This window comes from Kitasatospora sp. NPDC088346 (assembly GCF_044740765.1).
In the GTDB taxonomy this organism is placed as follows: Bacteria; Actinomycetota; Actinomycetes; order Streptomycetales; family Streptomycetaceae; genus Kitasatospora.
This window is the reverse complement of sequence record NZ_JBIURH010000011.1, coordinates 132018-145830: the sequence shown is the minus strand read 5'-3', so window position 1 is coordinate 145830 and position 13813 is coordinate 132018. Positions and strand designations below refer to the sequence as shown.

14 protein-coding genes are annotated in these 13813 nt (G+C 72.8%); 1 reads left to right on the top strand and 13 read right to left on the bottom strand.

What is annotated here, in order from left to right:
- Nucleotide 1 precedes the first annotated feature (1 nt).
- The 13 genes from secD to pgsA all read right to left on the bottom strand — a co-directional run bounded on the left by secD (nucleotide 2) and on the right by pgsA (nucleotide 11489).
- Nucleotides 2-1801 (bottom strand): protein translocase subunit SecD, encoded by a 1800-nt coding sequence (secD, locus tag ACIOFR_RS17465; protein WP_400997765.1) that lies wholly within the window; start codon nucleotides 1799-1801, stop codon nucleotides 2-4.
- Between the two features lie 146 nt (nucleotides 1802-1947).
- A complete protein-coding gene (yajC, locus tag ACIOFR_RS17460; protein ID WP_400997762.1) occupies nucleotides 1948-2355 on the bottom strand; it encodes a preprotein translocase subunit YajC in 408 nt (135 codons plus the stop codon).
- A 198-nt stretch (nucleotides 2356-2553) separates the two neighbouring features.
- Nucleotides 2554-3648, bottom strand: coding sequence for a Holliday junction branch migration DNA helicase RuvB (gene ruvB, locus ACIOFR_RS17455; RefSeq protein WP_400997759.1), 1095 nt, complete (start codon nucleotides 3646-3648; stop codon nucleotides 2554-2556).
- Nucleotides 3649-3760: 112 nt separating this feature from the next.
- Nucleotides 3761-4372, bottom strand: coding sequence for a Holliday junction branch migration protein RuvA (ruvA, locus tag ACIOFR_RS17450; protein ID WP_400997756.1), 612 nt, complete (start codon nucleotides 4370-4372; stop codon nucleotides 3761-3763).
- Nucleotides 4369-4956, bottom strand: a complete 588-nt coding sequence (gene ruvC / locus ACIOFR_RS17445; RefSeq protein ID WP_400997753.1) for a crossover junction endodeoxyribonuclease RuvC — start codon at nucleotides 4954-4956, stop codon at nucleotides 4369-4371. The genes ruvA and ruvC overlap by 4 nt, the downstream gene beginning before the upstream one ends.
- Before the next feature lie 132 nt (nucleotides 4957-5088).
- Entirely contained in the window at nucleotides 5089-5847 is a 759-nt protein-coding gene (locus tag ACIOFR_RS17440) for a YebC/PmpR family DNA-binding transcriptional regulator (RefSeq protein ID WP_371501381.1), read from the bottom strand.
- Nucleotides 5848-5948: 101 nt separating this feature from the next.
- Nucleotides 5949-6563 (bottom strand): pyridoxal 5'-phosphate synthase glutaminase subunit PdxT, encoded by a 615-nt coding sequence (pdxT, locus tag ACIOFR_RS17435; RefSeq protein ID WP_400997750.1) that lies wholly within the window; start codon nucleotides 6561-6563, stop codon nucleotides 5949-5951.
- 94 nt (nucleotides 6564-6657) lie between these two features.
- On the bottom strand, nucleotides 6658-7569 hold the full coding sequence (gene pdxS, locus ACIOFR_RS17430) for a pyridoxal 5'-phosphate synthase lyase subunit PdxS (protein WP_371501377.1): 912 nt from the start codon (nucleotides 7567-7569) through the stop codon (nucleotides 6658-6660).
- Between the two features lie 142 nt (nucleotides 7570-7711).
- Nucleotides 7712-8257 carry a hypothetical protein gene (locus ACIOFR_RS17425; protein WP_400997746.1) on the bottom strand — a complete coding sequence of 182 codons (546 nt, stop codon included), beginning with the start codon at nucleotides 8255-8257 and terminating at the stop codon, nucleotides 7712-7714.
- A gap of 11 nt (nucleotides 8258-8268) precedes the next feature.
- Nucleotides 8269-8631: a 5-carboxymethyl-2-hydroxymuconate Delta-isomerase gene (locus tag ACIOFR_RS17420; protein ID WP_400997743.1), complete on the bottom strand. Its 363-nt coding sequence runs from the start codon at nucleotides 8629-8631 to the stop codon at nucleotides 8269-8271.
- A 100-nt stretch (nucleotides 8632-8731) separates the two neighbouring features.
- On the bottom strand, nucleotides 8732-9913 hold the full coding sequence (locus ACIOFR_RS17415; protein WP_400997740.1) for a glycosyltransferase family 4 protein: 1182 nt from the start codon (nucleotides 9911-9913) through the stop codon (nucleotides 8732-8734).
- The gene (locus ACIOFR_RS17410; protein ID WP_400997737.1) at nucleotides 9910-10824 is read right to left on the bottom strand and encodes a phosphatidylinositol mannoside acyltransferase; all 915 of its coding nucleotides are present in this window, start codon (nucleotides 10822-10824) and stop codon (nucleotides 9910-9912) included. Before ACIOFR_RS17410 ends, ACIOFR_RS17415 begins: the two co-directional genes overlap by 4 nt.
- Nucleotides 10821-11489, bottom strand: coding sequence for a phosphatidylinositol phosphate synthase (gene pgsA / locus ACIOFR_RS17405; RefSeq protein WP_400997734.1), 669 nt, complete (start codon nucleotides 11487-11489; stop codon nucleotides 10821-10823). The genes ACIOFR_RS17410 and pgsA overlap by 4 nt, the downstream gene beginning before the upstream one ends.
- A gap of 247 nt (nucleotides 11490-11736) precedes the next feature.
- Here pgsA and ACIOFR_RS17400 point away from each other — a divergent pair, with 247 nt between their 5' ends.
- Nucleotides 11737-13779 carry an elongation factor G gene (locus ACIOFR_RS17400; protein ID WP_400997731.1) on the top strand — a complete coding sequence of 681 codons (2043 nt, stop codon included), beginning with the start codon at nucleotides 11737-11739 and terminating at the stop codon, nucleotides 13777-13779.
- Nucleotides 13780-13813: the final 34 nt, after the last annotated feature.

Here is a 13813-nt window from a genome sequence, read left to right as displayed (position 1 = left end):
GTCAGGCCTCCTTGGGGGCACTGGGGGCGGAGCCGCGACGGCGGCTGCTCCGGATCGGCGGGCGGGCGCCCAGCCGCTTCGGGTCCAGGCCGGACCACTTGTGGCCGCTGGAGAAGAACTTCGTGCGGGCCAGCAGCGTGATCAGCGGCTTGGTGAACAGGAAGATCACCACGACGTCGAGCAGCGTGGTCAGACCCAGGGTGAAGGCGAAGCCCTGCACCTTGCCGACCGACACCAGGTACAGCACGGCGGCACACAGGAACGAGACGAAGTCCGAGACCAGGATGGTGCGCCGGGCCCGCGGCCAGGCGCGCTGCACGGCCGGACGCAGCGGGGCGCCGTCGCGGACCTCGTCGCGGATCCGCTCGAAGTACACGATGAACGAGTCCGCCGTGATGCCGATCGCGACGATCGCACCACAGACCGCCGGCAGGTTCAGCGCGAAGCCGATGCCCGCGCCGAGCAGCGACATGATCGCGTAGGTGAGCGCGGCCGAGACCATCAGACCCGCGATCGACACCAGGCCGAGGCCGCGGTAGTAGACCAGCGAGTAGACGACCACCAGGACCATGCCGATCAGACCGGCGATCAGACCGGCCTTCAGCTGCTCGCCGCCGAGCTGCGGGGAGACGGTGGTGACGTCGCTCTTGGTGAAGTCGAGCGGCAGGGCGCCGAAGCTCAGCACGTTGGCGAGGCCCTTGGCCTCCTCCTGGCCGAAGTTGCCCGAGATGACCGCGTTGCCGCCGGTGATCGACTGGCTGACGTACGGGTGCGAGACGACCTTGCCGTCCAGCACGATCGCGAACTGGTTGGCCGGCGACTGCTGGGTGGCGAGCTGGCCGGTGACGGCGGCGAAGGCCTTGGAGCCGGCGTCGGTGAAGGACAGCTGGACCTGCCAGCCGGCCGCCTGCTGGGTGTCGAAGCCGGCGGAGGCCTTGGCCACGTCGCCACCGTTCAGGGCGACCGGGCCGAGGACGAACTTGTTCCAGACCGCCTGGCCCTTGACCCCGCTCTCCTCCTCCTTGAAGGAGCAGGCCACGGTCGGCTTGGTCGGGTCGGCCTGGTTGTTGTTGAGCGCCTGGCGCTGCTTGGCGTCCGAGCAGTCCAGCGCGGCGAACTGCTGCTGGAGCGCGGCGACGGCCGGGTCGGCGGCCGGGGTCGGCGCGGTGCCCGGGTCGACCGGGGCGCTCGGCGAGGCCGCCGGAGCGGACGCCGAGGCCGTCGGGTCGGCCTGCAGGGCGCCGCTGACGGCGCGGCCGGCCTTGCTGGCACTGGCCGAGGCGCTCGGGGTCGCACCCGTGGCGGCGGCGCCCGAGGCGGTGGCGCCCGGGGTCGCCGCACCGCTCGGGGCGGCCGAGCCGCTCGGGGCCGTGCTCGGCGAGGCCGAGGGGTCGGCCGTGGGCTGACCGCTGGGCGCGTAGGTCAGCACGGGGCGGAAGTAGAGCTTCGCGGTGTCGCCGACCTGCTTGATAGCGGTCTGCTGGTCACCACCGTCGGGAATGTTGACGATGATGTTCTTGTCGCCCTGGGTCTGCACCTCCGCCTCGGAGACACCCATCCCGTTGACGCGCTGCTGAATGATCCCGACCGCGATGTCCATGTTGGACTTGTTGATCGCGGCGGGGTCCTTCGACGTAGCGGTCAGCGTGATGCTGGTGCCACCGGCGAGGTCGATTCCGAGACGCGGGGTCTTGTGACCCGTCCCGAACATGAGGGCGACCAGTCCGACGGTCGCCACCAGGATGAGGGCCAGAGCCCGTCCCGGGTAACCGTCGCGCGGGCGCGACTTTGGTGTTGCCACCTTGCTCGTTTCTCCCTGTCCATGCCGCCGCGGACGCTGCACCCCGGTCCGACTCGTGGCAAGACGGGGGGCACCGACGCGGGACGGCCCTGAGGTCCTGTTGGCTAGCGGCGGGCTGCCGCTGGTCCGGGCACGGCCCGACCGTACTACTTGCTCTCGGGGGCCTCACCGTCGGCGCTGCTGCTGCCCGACTTGTCCTTGTCAAGGCTGAGCGGCTTGTCCTGCGCGTCGTCCTCGTCGGCGGCGTCCTCGACGGAGTCCGCGAGCTCGTCCTCGGCCGGGCGGCCGTTGATGATCGCGTCGTACTCCAGCGGGTCCAGCACGGCCGCGACGGCGCCCTTGGTGAAGTGGGTGACCACACCCGGCGCGATCTCCAGCTCGACGGTCTCCTCGTTGACCGACTTCACCAGCGCGTAGAGGCCACCGATGGTGCGCACGCCGGCGCCCGGCTCCAGCGCCTGCTGCATCGACTGCATCTGCGACTGGCGCTTCTTCTGCGAGCGGAACAGCAGGAAGATCGCCAGGAGCGGGAGGAGGAGGATGATGAAGTTCACAGCCAGGGTCCTTTACAGGCCGCCCGCCGGGGCGGCCAGGGTATGCGTCGGCCCATCGGGTGAGAGGGGCGGTCCGGCGGAGTCTAGGCGACCCGTTCTGATCGGACAACGCCAAGCATCGCATCATGCCGCCGAAAGTGGCGAGCCCCTGCCTGCACAGTTTCCGTACGGTCCGATCACGTGACCGGCCCGGGCGGGTCACTCGGCGGGTTTGGCGCCCCACAGTCCGGGCTGCGACGGCGAGCCCGGACGCGGCTGCTGGAGCGGCGGCGTCATCCCCAGGTGCTGCCAGGCGGCGGCGGTGGCGACCCGCCCGCGGGGGGTGCGGGCCAGCAGGCCCTCACGCACCAGGAACGGTTCGGCGACCTCCTCGACCGTCTCGGCCTCCTCCCCCACCGCCACGGCCAGCGTGGACAGGCCGACCGGGCCGCCGCCGAACAGCCGCAGCAGGGCGTCCAGCACCGCGCGGTCCAGGCGGTCGAGCCCGCGGGCGTCGACCTCGTAGACCTCCAGGGCCCGGGCGGCGATCTCCCGGGTGACCGCGCCGTCGTGCCGGACCTGGGCGAAGTCGCGCACCCGGCGCAGCAGCCGGTTGGCGATCCGGGGTGTGCCGCGCGAGCGGCCGGCGATCTCGGCGGCGCCGGCCGGGTCGATCTCCACGTCCAGCAGGGCGGCCGAGCGGTGCACCACCCGCTCCAGCTCGGCGGGGGTGTAGAACTCCATGTGCCCGGTGAACCCGAAGCGGTCGCGCAGCGGCGGCGGCAGCAGCCCGGCCCGGGTGGTCGCGCCGACCAGCGTGAACGGAGGCAGCTCCAGCGGGATGGCGGTGGCCCCCGGACCCTTGCCGATGATCACGTCGACCCGGAAGTCCTCCATCGCCAGGTAGAGCATCTCCTCGGCGGGCCGGGACATCCGGTGGATCTCGTCCAGGAAGAGCACCTCGCCCTCGGTGAGCGAGGAGAGGATCGCGGCGAGGTCACCGGCGTGCTGGATGGCCGGGCCCGAGGTGATCCGGATCGGCGCGTTGAGCTCGGCGGCGATGATCATCGACAGGGTGGTCTTGCCCAGTCCGGGCGGGCCGGAGAGCAGCACGTGGTCGGGGGCGCTGCCGCGCCGGCGGGCCGCCTGGAGCACCAGCGAGAGCTGCTCGCGCACCCGCTCCTGGCCGATGAACTCGTCCAGCAGCTTCGGCCGCAGTGCCGCCTCGACCGCCTGGTCCTCGCCGTCGGCGGCCGCCCGCACCAGCCGGTCGGCGGCCAGGCGGTCGGCGGGGTCGGAGTCGTACGGGCTCATCGGGGCGGGCTCCAATGTCGACAAGGTGACAGGTCGTCAGGTGGCTAAGGCGTCAGGGCGGGGGCCCGGTCGCGGGGCGCGGGCGGCCGGCCGGGGCGCGCCGGGCCGGGCGTCAGCGGGTGCGGTTGAGACCGCGCAGGGCGGCCTTCAGCAGCACCCCGATGTCCGGCACGGTCTGTGCCTCGGCCTCGGGAGTGACCGCGGCGACCGCGTCGTCCGCCTCGCGCGGAGCGTAGCCGAGGCCCACCAGTGCGGCGTGCAGCTGCTCGTGCCAGGGCGCGGGGCCGGCGGCGATCGGCTTCTGGGCGGGCAGCAGGCCGTGTGGGGCGCCCAGCTTGTCCTTGTACTCCAGCAGCAGCTTGGCCGCCTTGGCCTTGCCGATCCCGGGCACCGCGATCAGCGCCTTCTCGTCCCCGCCGGCGATCGCGGTGCGCAGCGCGTCCGGGCTGTGCACGCCGAGCATGGCCTGCGCCAGCCTGGGGCCGACGCCGGGGGCGGCCTGGAGGATCTCGAAGGTGGCCCGCTCGTCGTCGTCCGCGAAGCCGTAGAGGGTGAGCGAGTCCTCCCTGACGACCAGTGAGGTGGCGAGCCGCACGCTCTCGCCGAGCCGCAGCCCCGCCAGGGTGGCCGGGGTGCACTGGACGGCCATCCCGACCCCGCCGACCTCGACGACGGCGGTGCCGGTGGCGACGGCTGCCACGGGACCCTGGACGAAGGCGATCATCGGCGACGCTCCTGACGGACGGCGGGGCGGGTGGTGCGGGGTGCGGTGGCGGGGGCGGTGGCGGCGTTCTGCGCGGCCGCCTGGGCGATCGCGGCGGTGAGCCGGTTGGTCGAGCCGCCGCGCCAGATGTGACAGATGGCCAGGGCCAGCGCGTCGGCGGCGTCGGCCGGTTTCGGCGGGGCGTCCAGCCGCAGCAGCCGGGTGACCATCGCGGTGACCTGGGCCTTGTCGGCCCGGCCGGATCCGGTGACGGCCGCCTTGACCTCGCTCGGGGTGTGCAGGGTGACCGGGATCCCGCGGCGGGTGGCGCAGAGCATCGCGACGGCACTGGCCTGCGCGGTGCCCATCACCGTCCGGACGTTGTGCTGCGCGAAGACCCGCTCGACCGCGACCAGGTCCGGACGGTGCTCGTCCAGCCACTGCTCCAGGCCCTGCTCGACCAGCAGCAGGCGCTGCCCGATCTCCGCGTCGGCCGGGGTGCGCACCACCCCGACGCCGACCATGGTCAGCGGCCGCCCGGGCGCGCCGTCGACCACGCCGACGCCGCACCTGGTCAGCCCAGGGTCCACACCCAGCACCCGCACTCCGGCCCCGCTTCCCTTGTGACTCCCCGCCGCTCGGAGACCTCCGCAGGCTACCGGTCGCCTCCGACAGCCGCACCGACGACACCGGCCCGGCGGTCCAGGAGGACCACCGGGCCGGCAGGAGGGCGGGGCTCACTCGGCGTCGAGCTGCGCACCGACCTCGTCGCTGATGTCGAAGTTGGCGAAGACGTTCTGGACGTCGTCGCTGTCCTCCAGGGCGTCGATCAGCTTGAAGATCTTGCGGGCGCCGTCGGCGTCCAGCTCGACCTGCATGCTGGGGACGAAGTTGGCGTCGGCCGAGTCGTAGTCGATCCCGGCGTCCACCAGGGCGGTGCGGACGGCGACCATGTCGGTGGCCTCGGAGATCACCTCGAAGGTCTCGCCCAGGTCGTTGACCTCCTCGGCGCCGGCGTCGAGGACGACCTCGAACACCTTGTCCTCGTCCACGCCGTCCGACTTCGGGACGATGATGACGCCCTTGCGGTTGAACAGGTAGGAGACCGAGCCCGGGTCCGCCATGTTGCCGCCGTTGCGGGTCATCGCGACCCGGACGTCGGAGGCGGCGCGGTTGCGGTTGTCGGTGAGGCACTCGATGAGCACCGCGACGCCGTTCGGGCCGTAGCCCTCGTACATGATCGTCGAGTAGTCGGCGCCGCCGGCCTCGGCCCCGGAACCGCGCTTGACGGCGCGGTTGATGTTGTCGATCGGGACCGAGCTCTTCTTCGCCTTCTGGATGGCGTCGTAGAGCGTCGGGTTGCCCGCCGGGTCGCCGCCGCCGGTGCGCGCCGCCACCTCGATGTTCTTGATCATCTTGGCGAAGAGCTTGCCGCGCTTGGCGTCGATCACGGCCTTCTTGTGCTTGGTGGTAGCCCACTTAGAGTGGCCGGACATCGCCAGCTCCTTTACGTCGCCAGATGGAAATGAACAGAGGAGATCTTACCGGTGTCGTCACCGACACCTCGCACACGGTCAGCGCGAGCCTCAGGCCGCGCTCAGAGCGCGCCCTCGACCATGGACACGAAGTACGCGTGCACCCGGTGGTCACCGGTCAGCTCCGGGTGGAACGAGGTGGCCAGCAGGTTCCCCTGGCGGACGGCGACGATCCGGCTGTCCGGGCCGTCGGCGGCCGGCACCTCGGCGAGCACCTGGACGCCCTCGCCGACCGACTCCACCCACGGTGCGCGGATGAACACGCCGTTGACGGCCTCGCCGCCCAGGCCCCGGAACGGGATCGAGGTCTCGAAGGACTCGTTCTGCCGGCCGAAGGCGTTGCGGCGGACCGTCATGTCGATGCCGCCGACGGTCTCCTGGTCGTCCCGGCCGTCGAGGATCTTGTCGGCCAGCATGATCATGCCCGCGCAGGTGCCGTAGACCGGCATCCCGGCCGCCACCCGCTCGCGCAGCGGGTCCATCACGCCGAACAGCAGCGCCAGCTTGGACATCGTGGTGGACTCGCCACCGGGGATCACCAGCGCGTCGACCTCGGCCAGCTCCTCGGCCCGGCGCACCGGACGGGCGAGCGCGTCGGCGGCGGCGAGCGCGATCAGGTGCTCGCGGACGTCGCCCTGGAGGGCGAGGACGCCGATGACTGGGTTGTTGGTGGACACGGTTGTTACCCCTCGGGAAATCGGTCTGGGTGCGTGGCGCGGCCCGCCGCGCGGTGGAGCCGCGGCGGGCCGGCGAACATGCGGTGGAAGGGAGTTACCAGCCGCGGTTGGCGTAGCGCTCGGTCTCCGGCAGGGTGTCGCAGTTGATGCCGACCATGGCCTCGCCCAGGTTGCGGGAGGCGTCCGCGATGATCTTCGGGTCGTCGAAGAAGGTGGTGGCCTTCACGATGGCGGCGGCGCGCTTGGCCGGGTCGCCGGACTTGAAGATGCCCGAGCCGACGAAGACGCCCTCGGCACCCAGCTGGCGCATCAGCGCGGCGTCGGCCGGGGTGGCCACGCCACCGGCGGAGAACAGCACCACCGGGAGCTTGCCGAGCTCGGCGACCTCCTTGACCAGCTCGTACGGGGCGCGGAGCTCCTTGGCGGCGGCGTACAGCTCGTTGTTGTCGAAGCCGCGCAGCTTGGCGATCTCGTTCTTGATCTGGCGCAGGTGGCGGACGGCCTCGACCACGTTGCCGGTGCCGGCCTCGCCCTTGGAGCGGATCATGGCCGCGCCCTCGGCGATGCGGCGCAGCGCCTCGCCCAGGTTGGTGGCGCCGCAGACGAACGGGGTGGTGAAGGCGAACTTGTCGGAGTGGTTGACCTCGTCGGCCGGGGTCAGCACCTCGGACTCGTCGATGTAGTCGACGCCCAGCGACTGGAGGACCTGTGCCTCGACGAAGTGGCCGATCCGGGACTTCGCCATGACCGGGATGGAGACCGCGGCGATGATCTCCTCGATCATGTTCGGGTCGGACATCCGGGCCACGCCGCCGTCCTTGCGGATGTCCGCGGGGACGCGCTCCAGCGCCATGACGGCCACCGCACCGGCGTCCTCGGCGATCTTCGCCTGCTCGGCGTTGACCACATCCATGATCACACCGCCCTTGAGCTGCTCGGCCATGCCGCGCTTGACGCGGGCGGTGCCGATCTGCGGCTGGTCTGCGGTGATGGGGGTGGTGGACACGTGAGACCTCACTCGAAGATGAACCAGTGCTATCGCCCTATCGTAGGCCCGAAGTGGCCCCGACCCATGCGCCATCCAGTCCATCGAGGCCATCCGCATACGACAAACAGGCTGGATCCGGACGGCGAACGGCCGGACGGCGTCAGGCGGGCGCGCCTTCGGGCGTCAGCGCCACCGGGGGCTCGTCGTCCATCTCGAAGGCCAGCGGGAAGGGCGCCCGGCCCGCCAGCCGGAAGTAGCGGACCAGTCGGTGTTCGCGCACCGCCCGGGCCGCCCGTACCGCGTCGTTGTGGAACCGCCGCGCCATCGGGACCCGGCGGACGGCCGCCGTTAGGTCCTTCACCGCCTCCGCGCCGCCCGGCGCCGCCAGCAGTGCCCTGACCTGCTCCGGCTCGGCGAGGACCGCCCGCAGCGCGAGGCTCAGCTCGCTCTCGGCCACCTCGCGGTGCTCGTCCTCGCTCTGCCGGGCGGCGTGCGAGGCCTCGTACAGCAGGATCGAGGCCGCCGGGTCGAGCAGCGAGGAGGTGGCCAGTTCCAGCGCCACCGAGGCCCGCCGGACGAGTTGGGCGTCCAGCGAGGCCTTCGCCGCGTCGATCCGCGCGTGCAGCCGGTCCAGCCGGCCCGCCGTCCAGCTCAGGTAGACGGCGAACAGCACGACGGCCGCGGCGGCCCAGATCCAGGTAGTCACGGGGCGTTACGCTACCCCGCCGCGGAAACCGACTTCCGATAGGTCCGGCGGTCCATCTCCACCACGTCCACCGCCAGGTGCAGTTCGACGCCCCCGGCGGGGACGGCGTGCCGCTCCAGGAGCTCCAGCAGCGCCTCGGCCAGGGCCGTCCGCTGCTCGGCGGTGCGGCCGTCCAGGATCCGGATCTCCAGCAGCACCACGTCCCGGGCGGCGTCGCCGTCCCCGACGTAGGTCTCCTCGATCCGGCGGAAACGCGTCTTGCACTCGGCCACGGCGGCGTTGATCGTCTTGGCGACCAGCGGGTGGAGCTCCGCGGCGAAGGCCCGGCGGTCGAGGCCGAGGCGCTCCGAGTGGTCGACGATGATCTGCGGCATGAGGGGCCCTCCCCTGGGGCACGGACGACAGGTCCGCCCATCCTCCCGCACGCCGGGGTCCCGCCGCGGCGGGACCCGGTGGCCCGCCGCGCGACGGGCCTCAGTCGCGGGCCAGGCCGAGCCGCTCGCGCCAGCCGGTGCGCTCGTCCTCGGCGACCGGCGGCATGCCGTCCGTCACCGTCTCGTACACCGACAGGATGTCCGCCCCGACCGTCTCCCAGTCGAACCGCCGCACGTGCCGGGAGGCCGCGTCCCGCAGCTCGGCCAGCCGCTGCGGGTTGCCGAGCAGCTTCACCGCCGCACCGGCCAGCGCGTCGGCGTCCTCCACCGGGAACAGCTCGCCCGCGCCGCCGCCGTCCAGCACCTGCCGGAACGCGTCCAGGTCGCTGGCCAGCACCGGGGCGCCGGCCGACATCGCCTCGACCAGGATGATCCCGAAGCTCTCCCCGCCGGTGTTCGGGGCCACGTACAGGTCGACGCTGCGCAGCAGCCGCGCCTTCTCGGCGTCGCTCACCATGCCGAGGAACTCGACCTGGGCCCGCACCTCGGGGGCCAGGCCCGCCACGGCCTCCTCCTCGTCGCCCTTGCCGGCCACCAGCAGCCGTACGCCGGGCCGCTCGGCGAGGATCTTCGGCAGGGCCGCCAGCAGGGTCGGCAGGCCCTTGCGGGGCTCGTTGATCCGGCCGATGAAGCCGATCGTGCCGGCGCCGCCGTCCAGGGCCGTGCCCTGCCAGCGCGGGTCGGGCTGCGCGTCGGCGAAGAACCGCACGTCGACGCCGTTCGGGATGACCACCGCGTCGCCGCCCAGGTGCTCCACCAGGGTGCGCCGGGCGTACTCGCTGACCGCGATCCGGGCGCTCATCTTCTCCAGCCCGGGCTGGAGGATCGGCGAGGCCGCGATCATCGCCCGCGAGCGCGGGTTGGAGGTGTGGAAGGTGCCGACCATGGGGCCGGAGGCCGACCAGGCGGCCAGCATCGACAGGCTGGGCGAGGCCGGCTCGTGGACGTGCAGGATGTCGAACCGGCCGTCGTGCAGCCAGCGCCGGACCCGGGCCGCCGACAGGATGCCGAAGCTCAGCCGGGCCACCGAGCCGTTGTACGGCACCGCGACCGCCCGGCCGGCCGAGACGACGTACGGCGGCAGCGCCTCGTCGTCCTCGGCCGGTGCCAGCACGGAGACCTGGTGGCCGAGCCCGATCAGGTGCTCGGCGAGGTCGCGGATGTGGAACTGCACCCCGCCGGGCACGTCCCAGTCGTACGGGCAGACGATGCCGATCTTCACTGGCTCCCCCTCACGGGCCGCGGACCGGCGAGGTCCGCCAGCCACAGCTTCTGCAGCATGTGCCAGTCCACCGAGTGCTCGCGGATCCCCTCGGCCCACACGTCGGCCAGCGACTGGACCATCGCGGCCGTGCGCTCCTTGCGGTCGCCCTCCTGCGGCACCGGGACCTCGGGGTGGACCTCGGCGCGCAGCATCGGCCCGTCGTACCAGAGCGTCACCGGGAAGAGCGCGGCGCCGGTCTGCTGGGCCAGCGCCGCCGGGCCGGCCGGCATCCGGGTCGGCTCGCCGAAGAAGTCCACCGGGACGCCGGCCGCCGAGAGGTCCCGGTCGCCCACCAGGCAGACCAGGCCGCCGGCCCGCAGCCGGCGGGCCAGGGTGCCGATCACCGAGACCTCGCCGCCGGTGAGCGCCAGCACCTCCATCCCGAGGCCCTCGCGGTACGCCACGAACCGGTCGAACAGCGACTCCGGCTTCAGCCGCTCGGCGACGGTGGTGAACGGGTACCCGCCGGCCGAGGCGATCCACGCACCGGCCAGGTCCCAGTTGGCCATGTGCGGCAGCGCCAGCACCGCCCCGCGGCCGGACGCCATCACCGCGTCGAGCTGCTCGATGTTCTTGACCGTTATGGCGTCGGCGATCCGGGCCAGGCTCCAGGCCGGCAGCCGGAACGACTCCATCCAGTACCGCAGGTAGGAGCGCATCCCGGCCCGGGACAGCTCGCGCAGCCGCTCGGCGTCCGCCTCCGGGTGCACCCGGGCGAGGTTCGCCTCCAGGCGCTGGACGCCCTTGCCGCGCCGGCTCCAGGCCATGTCCGCGATCCGGTTGAACAGCCCGCGCGCCACCGGCTCCGGCAGCCGCTTCACCGCCGCCCAGCCGAGCGCGTAGGCCGCGTCGGACAACCGTTCCTTCACTCCGCCCCCTCGACACCGGCCGGTGCGGCGGCGGCGCGCTCCAGCTCGAAGGACTCCCGGCGCACCGTCAGCATCCGCTGCAGCACCGTCACCAGGCTGCCCACCGCGACCACCCACAGCGCGAACGGCAGCAGCCACTCCACGTAGGGCACGCCGAACGCGTGCAGCCCCGAGAGACCGGCCGCGACCAGCGTGATGACCAGCCGCTCGGCCCGCTCGACCAGCCCCGAGACGTCGACCGGGAAGCCCAGGCTCTCGCCGCGCGCCTTGGTGTACGAGACCACCTGGCCGCTCGCCAGGCAGAACATCGCGACCACGCACAGCAGGTTGTTGTCGCCCGTCCCGGCGTACCACATGGCCAGGCCGCCGAAGATCGCCGCGTCCGCGACCCGGTCCAGCGTGGAGTCCAGGAACGCGCCCCACTTGCTGGAACTGCCCGCCTGGCGGGCCATGTTGCCGTCGACCAGGTCCGAGAAGATGAAGAGGGTGATGGTGATGGTGCCCCAGAAGAACTCCCCGCGGGGGAAGAACACCAGCGCACCCGCGACCGACCCGGCGGTCCCGATGAGCGTCACCGCGTCCGGGCTCACACCCCAGCGCAGCAGGAGGGCGGCGAACGGGGTCAGGACACGTGTGAAGAAGGCACGCGCGTATTTGTTGAGCATGGCCTTCCGGACCGCTCCGATTCTCGGGGATCGCACCCCGGACCGCTGCCGGACCCGGGCGACCGAGCGGATCGTCCCACCCGGCTGGACAATGGTATCCACGCTGCTCGCGCGCTCCGTCGCCCCACGCCCGCGAGCGGGCATCCGGGCCAACTGGCCGTCGCCGAGGGCAGTTCGGCATCCACGGGACGTGATCGGACCGTCCCCCTGCGTAGCCAACCCGGGGCGTACGGAGGTGAGAAGAGCCATGCCGGACCGGACAGTCACCCACAGCCCCGCACCCACCGTCGAGCGGCCCGACCAACTGCGCAACGTCGTGCTGATCGGCGGCAGCGGTGCCGGCAAGACCACCCTCGCCGAGTCACTCGCGCTCACCGCCGGCGCCCTGACCAGGGCCGGCAGCGTCCCCGACGGCACCACCGCCGCCGACCACGAGGAGATCGAGCACCAGCAGCAGCGCTCCGTGCAGCTCTCGCTGCTCCCGATCGGCTGGCAGGACACCAAGATCAATCTGCTGGACGTACCCGGCTACGCCGACTTCGCCGGTGAGCTCCAGGCCGGCCTGCGGGCCGCCGAGGCCGCCCTGTTCGTGATCTCCGCCACCGAGCCGATCGGACCGGGCACCCTCGCCCTGTGGCGGGAGTGCGAGATCCTCGGCCTCACCCGCGCCGTCGTCCTCACCCACCTCAACGCCGCGAGGGTCCGCCTCGACGAGACCCTCGCGATGCTCCGCGACGTCCTCGCCGACGGCCGCACCGACACCCTCCTGCCGCTGCACCACTACACCCTCGCCGACGGCCGGCTGGCGGGCTCGGTCGACCTGCTCACCGGCCGCCGCTGCGGCGAACCGGGCGAGCCGGGCGACCTCTCCGCCGAACGCGCCCTGCTCGCCGAGGCGATCGCCGGCGAGGACGACACCCTGCTGGAGCGCTACCTGGCCGGCGAGGAGCTCGACACCGACGCCCTCACCGCCGCACTGCGTCGCGAGCTGCGCCAGGACACCCTGCACCCCGTCCTCGCCACCGCCCCGCCCACCGAGCCCGGCGGCCGGCCCGCCGGGACGACCGAGCTGCTCGACCTGATCGCCGCCGCCTTCCCCTCCCCGCTGGACCGCACCGACGGCCTCCCGGCCTGCGACCCGGACGCACCGCTGGCCGCGCAGATCGTCCACACCGGCGAGGACCCGTACGTCGGCCGGCTCAGCCTGGCCCGGATCTACTCCGGCACCGTGCGCCCCGACACCACCGTCCAGCTGCCCGGCCACCCCGACGAGCGCGTCACCGGGCTCAGCTGCCCGTTCGGCAGGCAGCAGCGGCCCGTCCCGCACGCCGTCGCCGGCGACCTGGTCTGCCTGGCCAAACTGACCGCCGCCCGCACCGGGGACACCCTCACCACCGGCCCGGACGCGCTACCGCCCTGGCCGCTGCCCGAGGCGCTGCTGCCGGCCGCCGTCGAGGCGCACAGCAAGGCCGACGAGGACCGGCTCTCGCAGAGCCTGGCCCGGCTCGCCGCCCAGGACCCGACCCTGCACGTCGAGCAGAACCCGGACACCCACCAACTCGTGCTCTGGTGCACCGGCGAGGCGCACCAGGCCGTCACCCTGGACCGGCTGCGCACCCGGTACGGCGTGCACGTCGACACCGTCCCGTACCGGGTCGCGCTGCGCGAGACCTTCGGCACCCGGGCCGAGGGGCACGGGCGGCACGTCAAGCAGTCCGGCGGCCACGGCCAGTACGCGATCTGCGACCTCACCGTCGAACCGCTGCCGGGCGGCGGGTTCGAGTTCGTCGACCACGTGGTCGGCGGTTCCGTGCCGCGCAACTTCATCCCCTCGGTGGAGAAGGGCGTGCGGGCCCAACTCGCCCACGGCGTGGTGTCCGGCTACCCGGTCACCGACGTCCGGGTCACCCTCACCGACGGCAAGGCCCACTCCGTGGACTCCTCCGACGCCGCCTTCCAGACCGCCGCCGCGCTCGCCCTCAAGGAGGCCGCCGGCAACGCCAAGGTCCAGCTGCTCGAACCCGTCGACGAGGTCCAGGTGCTGCTGCCCGACGAGTACCAGGGCGCCGTCCTCAGCGACCTCTCCGCCCGCCGCGGCCACGTGTTGGGCACCGAACCCGGCGGGCCGGGCCTCAGCCTGGTGCGCGCCGAGGTCCCGGAGATCGAACTCACCCACTACCCGGTCGACCTGCGCTCGCTCTCGCACGGCACCGGCAGCTTCTCCCGCAGCTACCTGCGGCACTCCCCGATGCCGGGCCCGGTCGCCGCCCGCTACGAACGCGCCACCTGAGTCCGGCCCCCGACCGACCCGACCCCGACCCTGC

Bases quoted from the DNA above. Each gene is read 5' to 3' on its own strand.
- ruvB (WP_400997759.1), bottom strand. From the start codon at position 3,648: ATGAGCCCGTACGACTCCGACCCCGCCGACCGCCTGGCCGCCGACCGG.
- ruvA (WP_400997756.1), bottom strand. From the start codon at position 4,372: ATGATCGCCTTCGTCCAGGGTCCCGTGGCAGCCGTCGCCACCGGCACC.
- ACIOFR_RS17440 (WP_371501381.1), bottom strand. From the start codon at position 5,847: ATGTCCGGCCACTCTAAGTGGGCTACCACCAAGCACAAGAAGGCCGTG.
- ACIOFR_RS17420 (WP_400997743.1), bottom strand. From the start codon at position 8,631: ATGCCGCAGATCATCGTCGACCACTCGGAGCGCCTCGGCCTCGACCGC.
- pgsA (WP_400997734.1), bottom strand. From the start codon at position 11,489: ATGCTCAACAAATACGCGCGTGCCTTCTTCACACGTGTCCTGACCCCG.
- ACIOFR_RS17400 (WP_400997731.1), top strand. From the start codon at position 11,737: ATGCCGGACCGGACAGTCACCCACAGCCCCGCACCCACCGTCGAGCGG.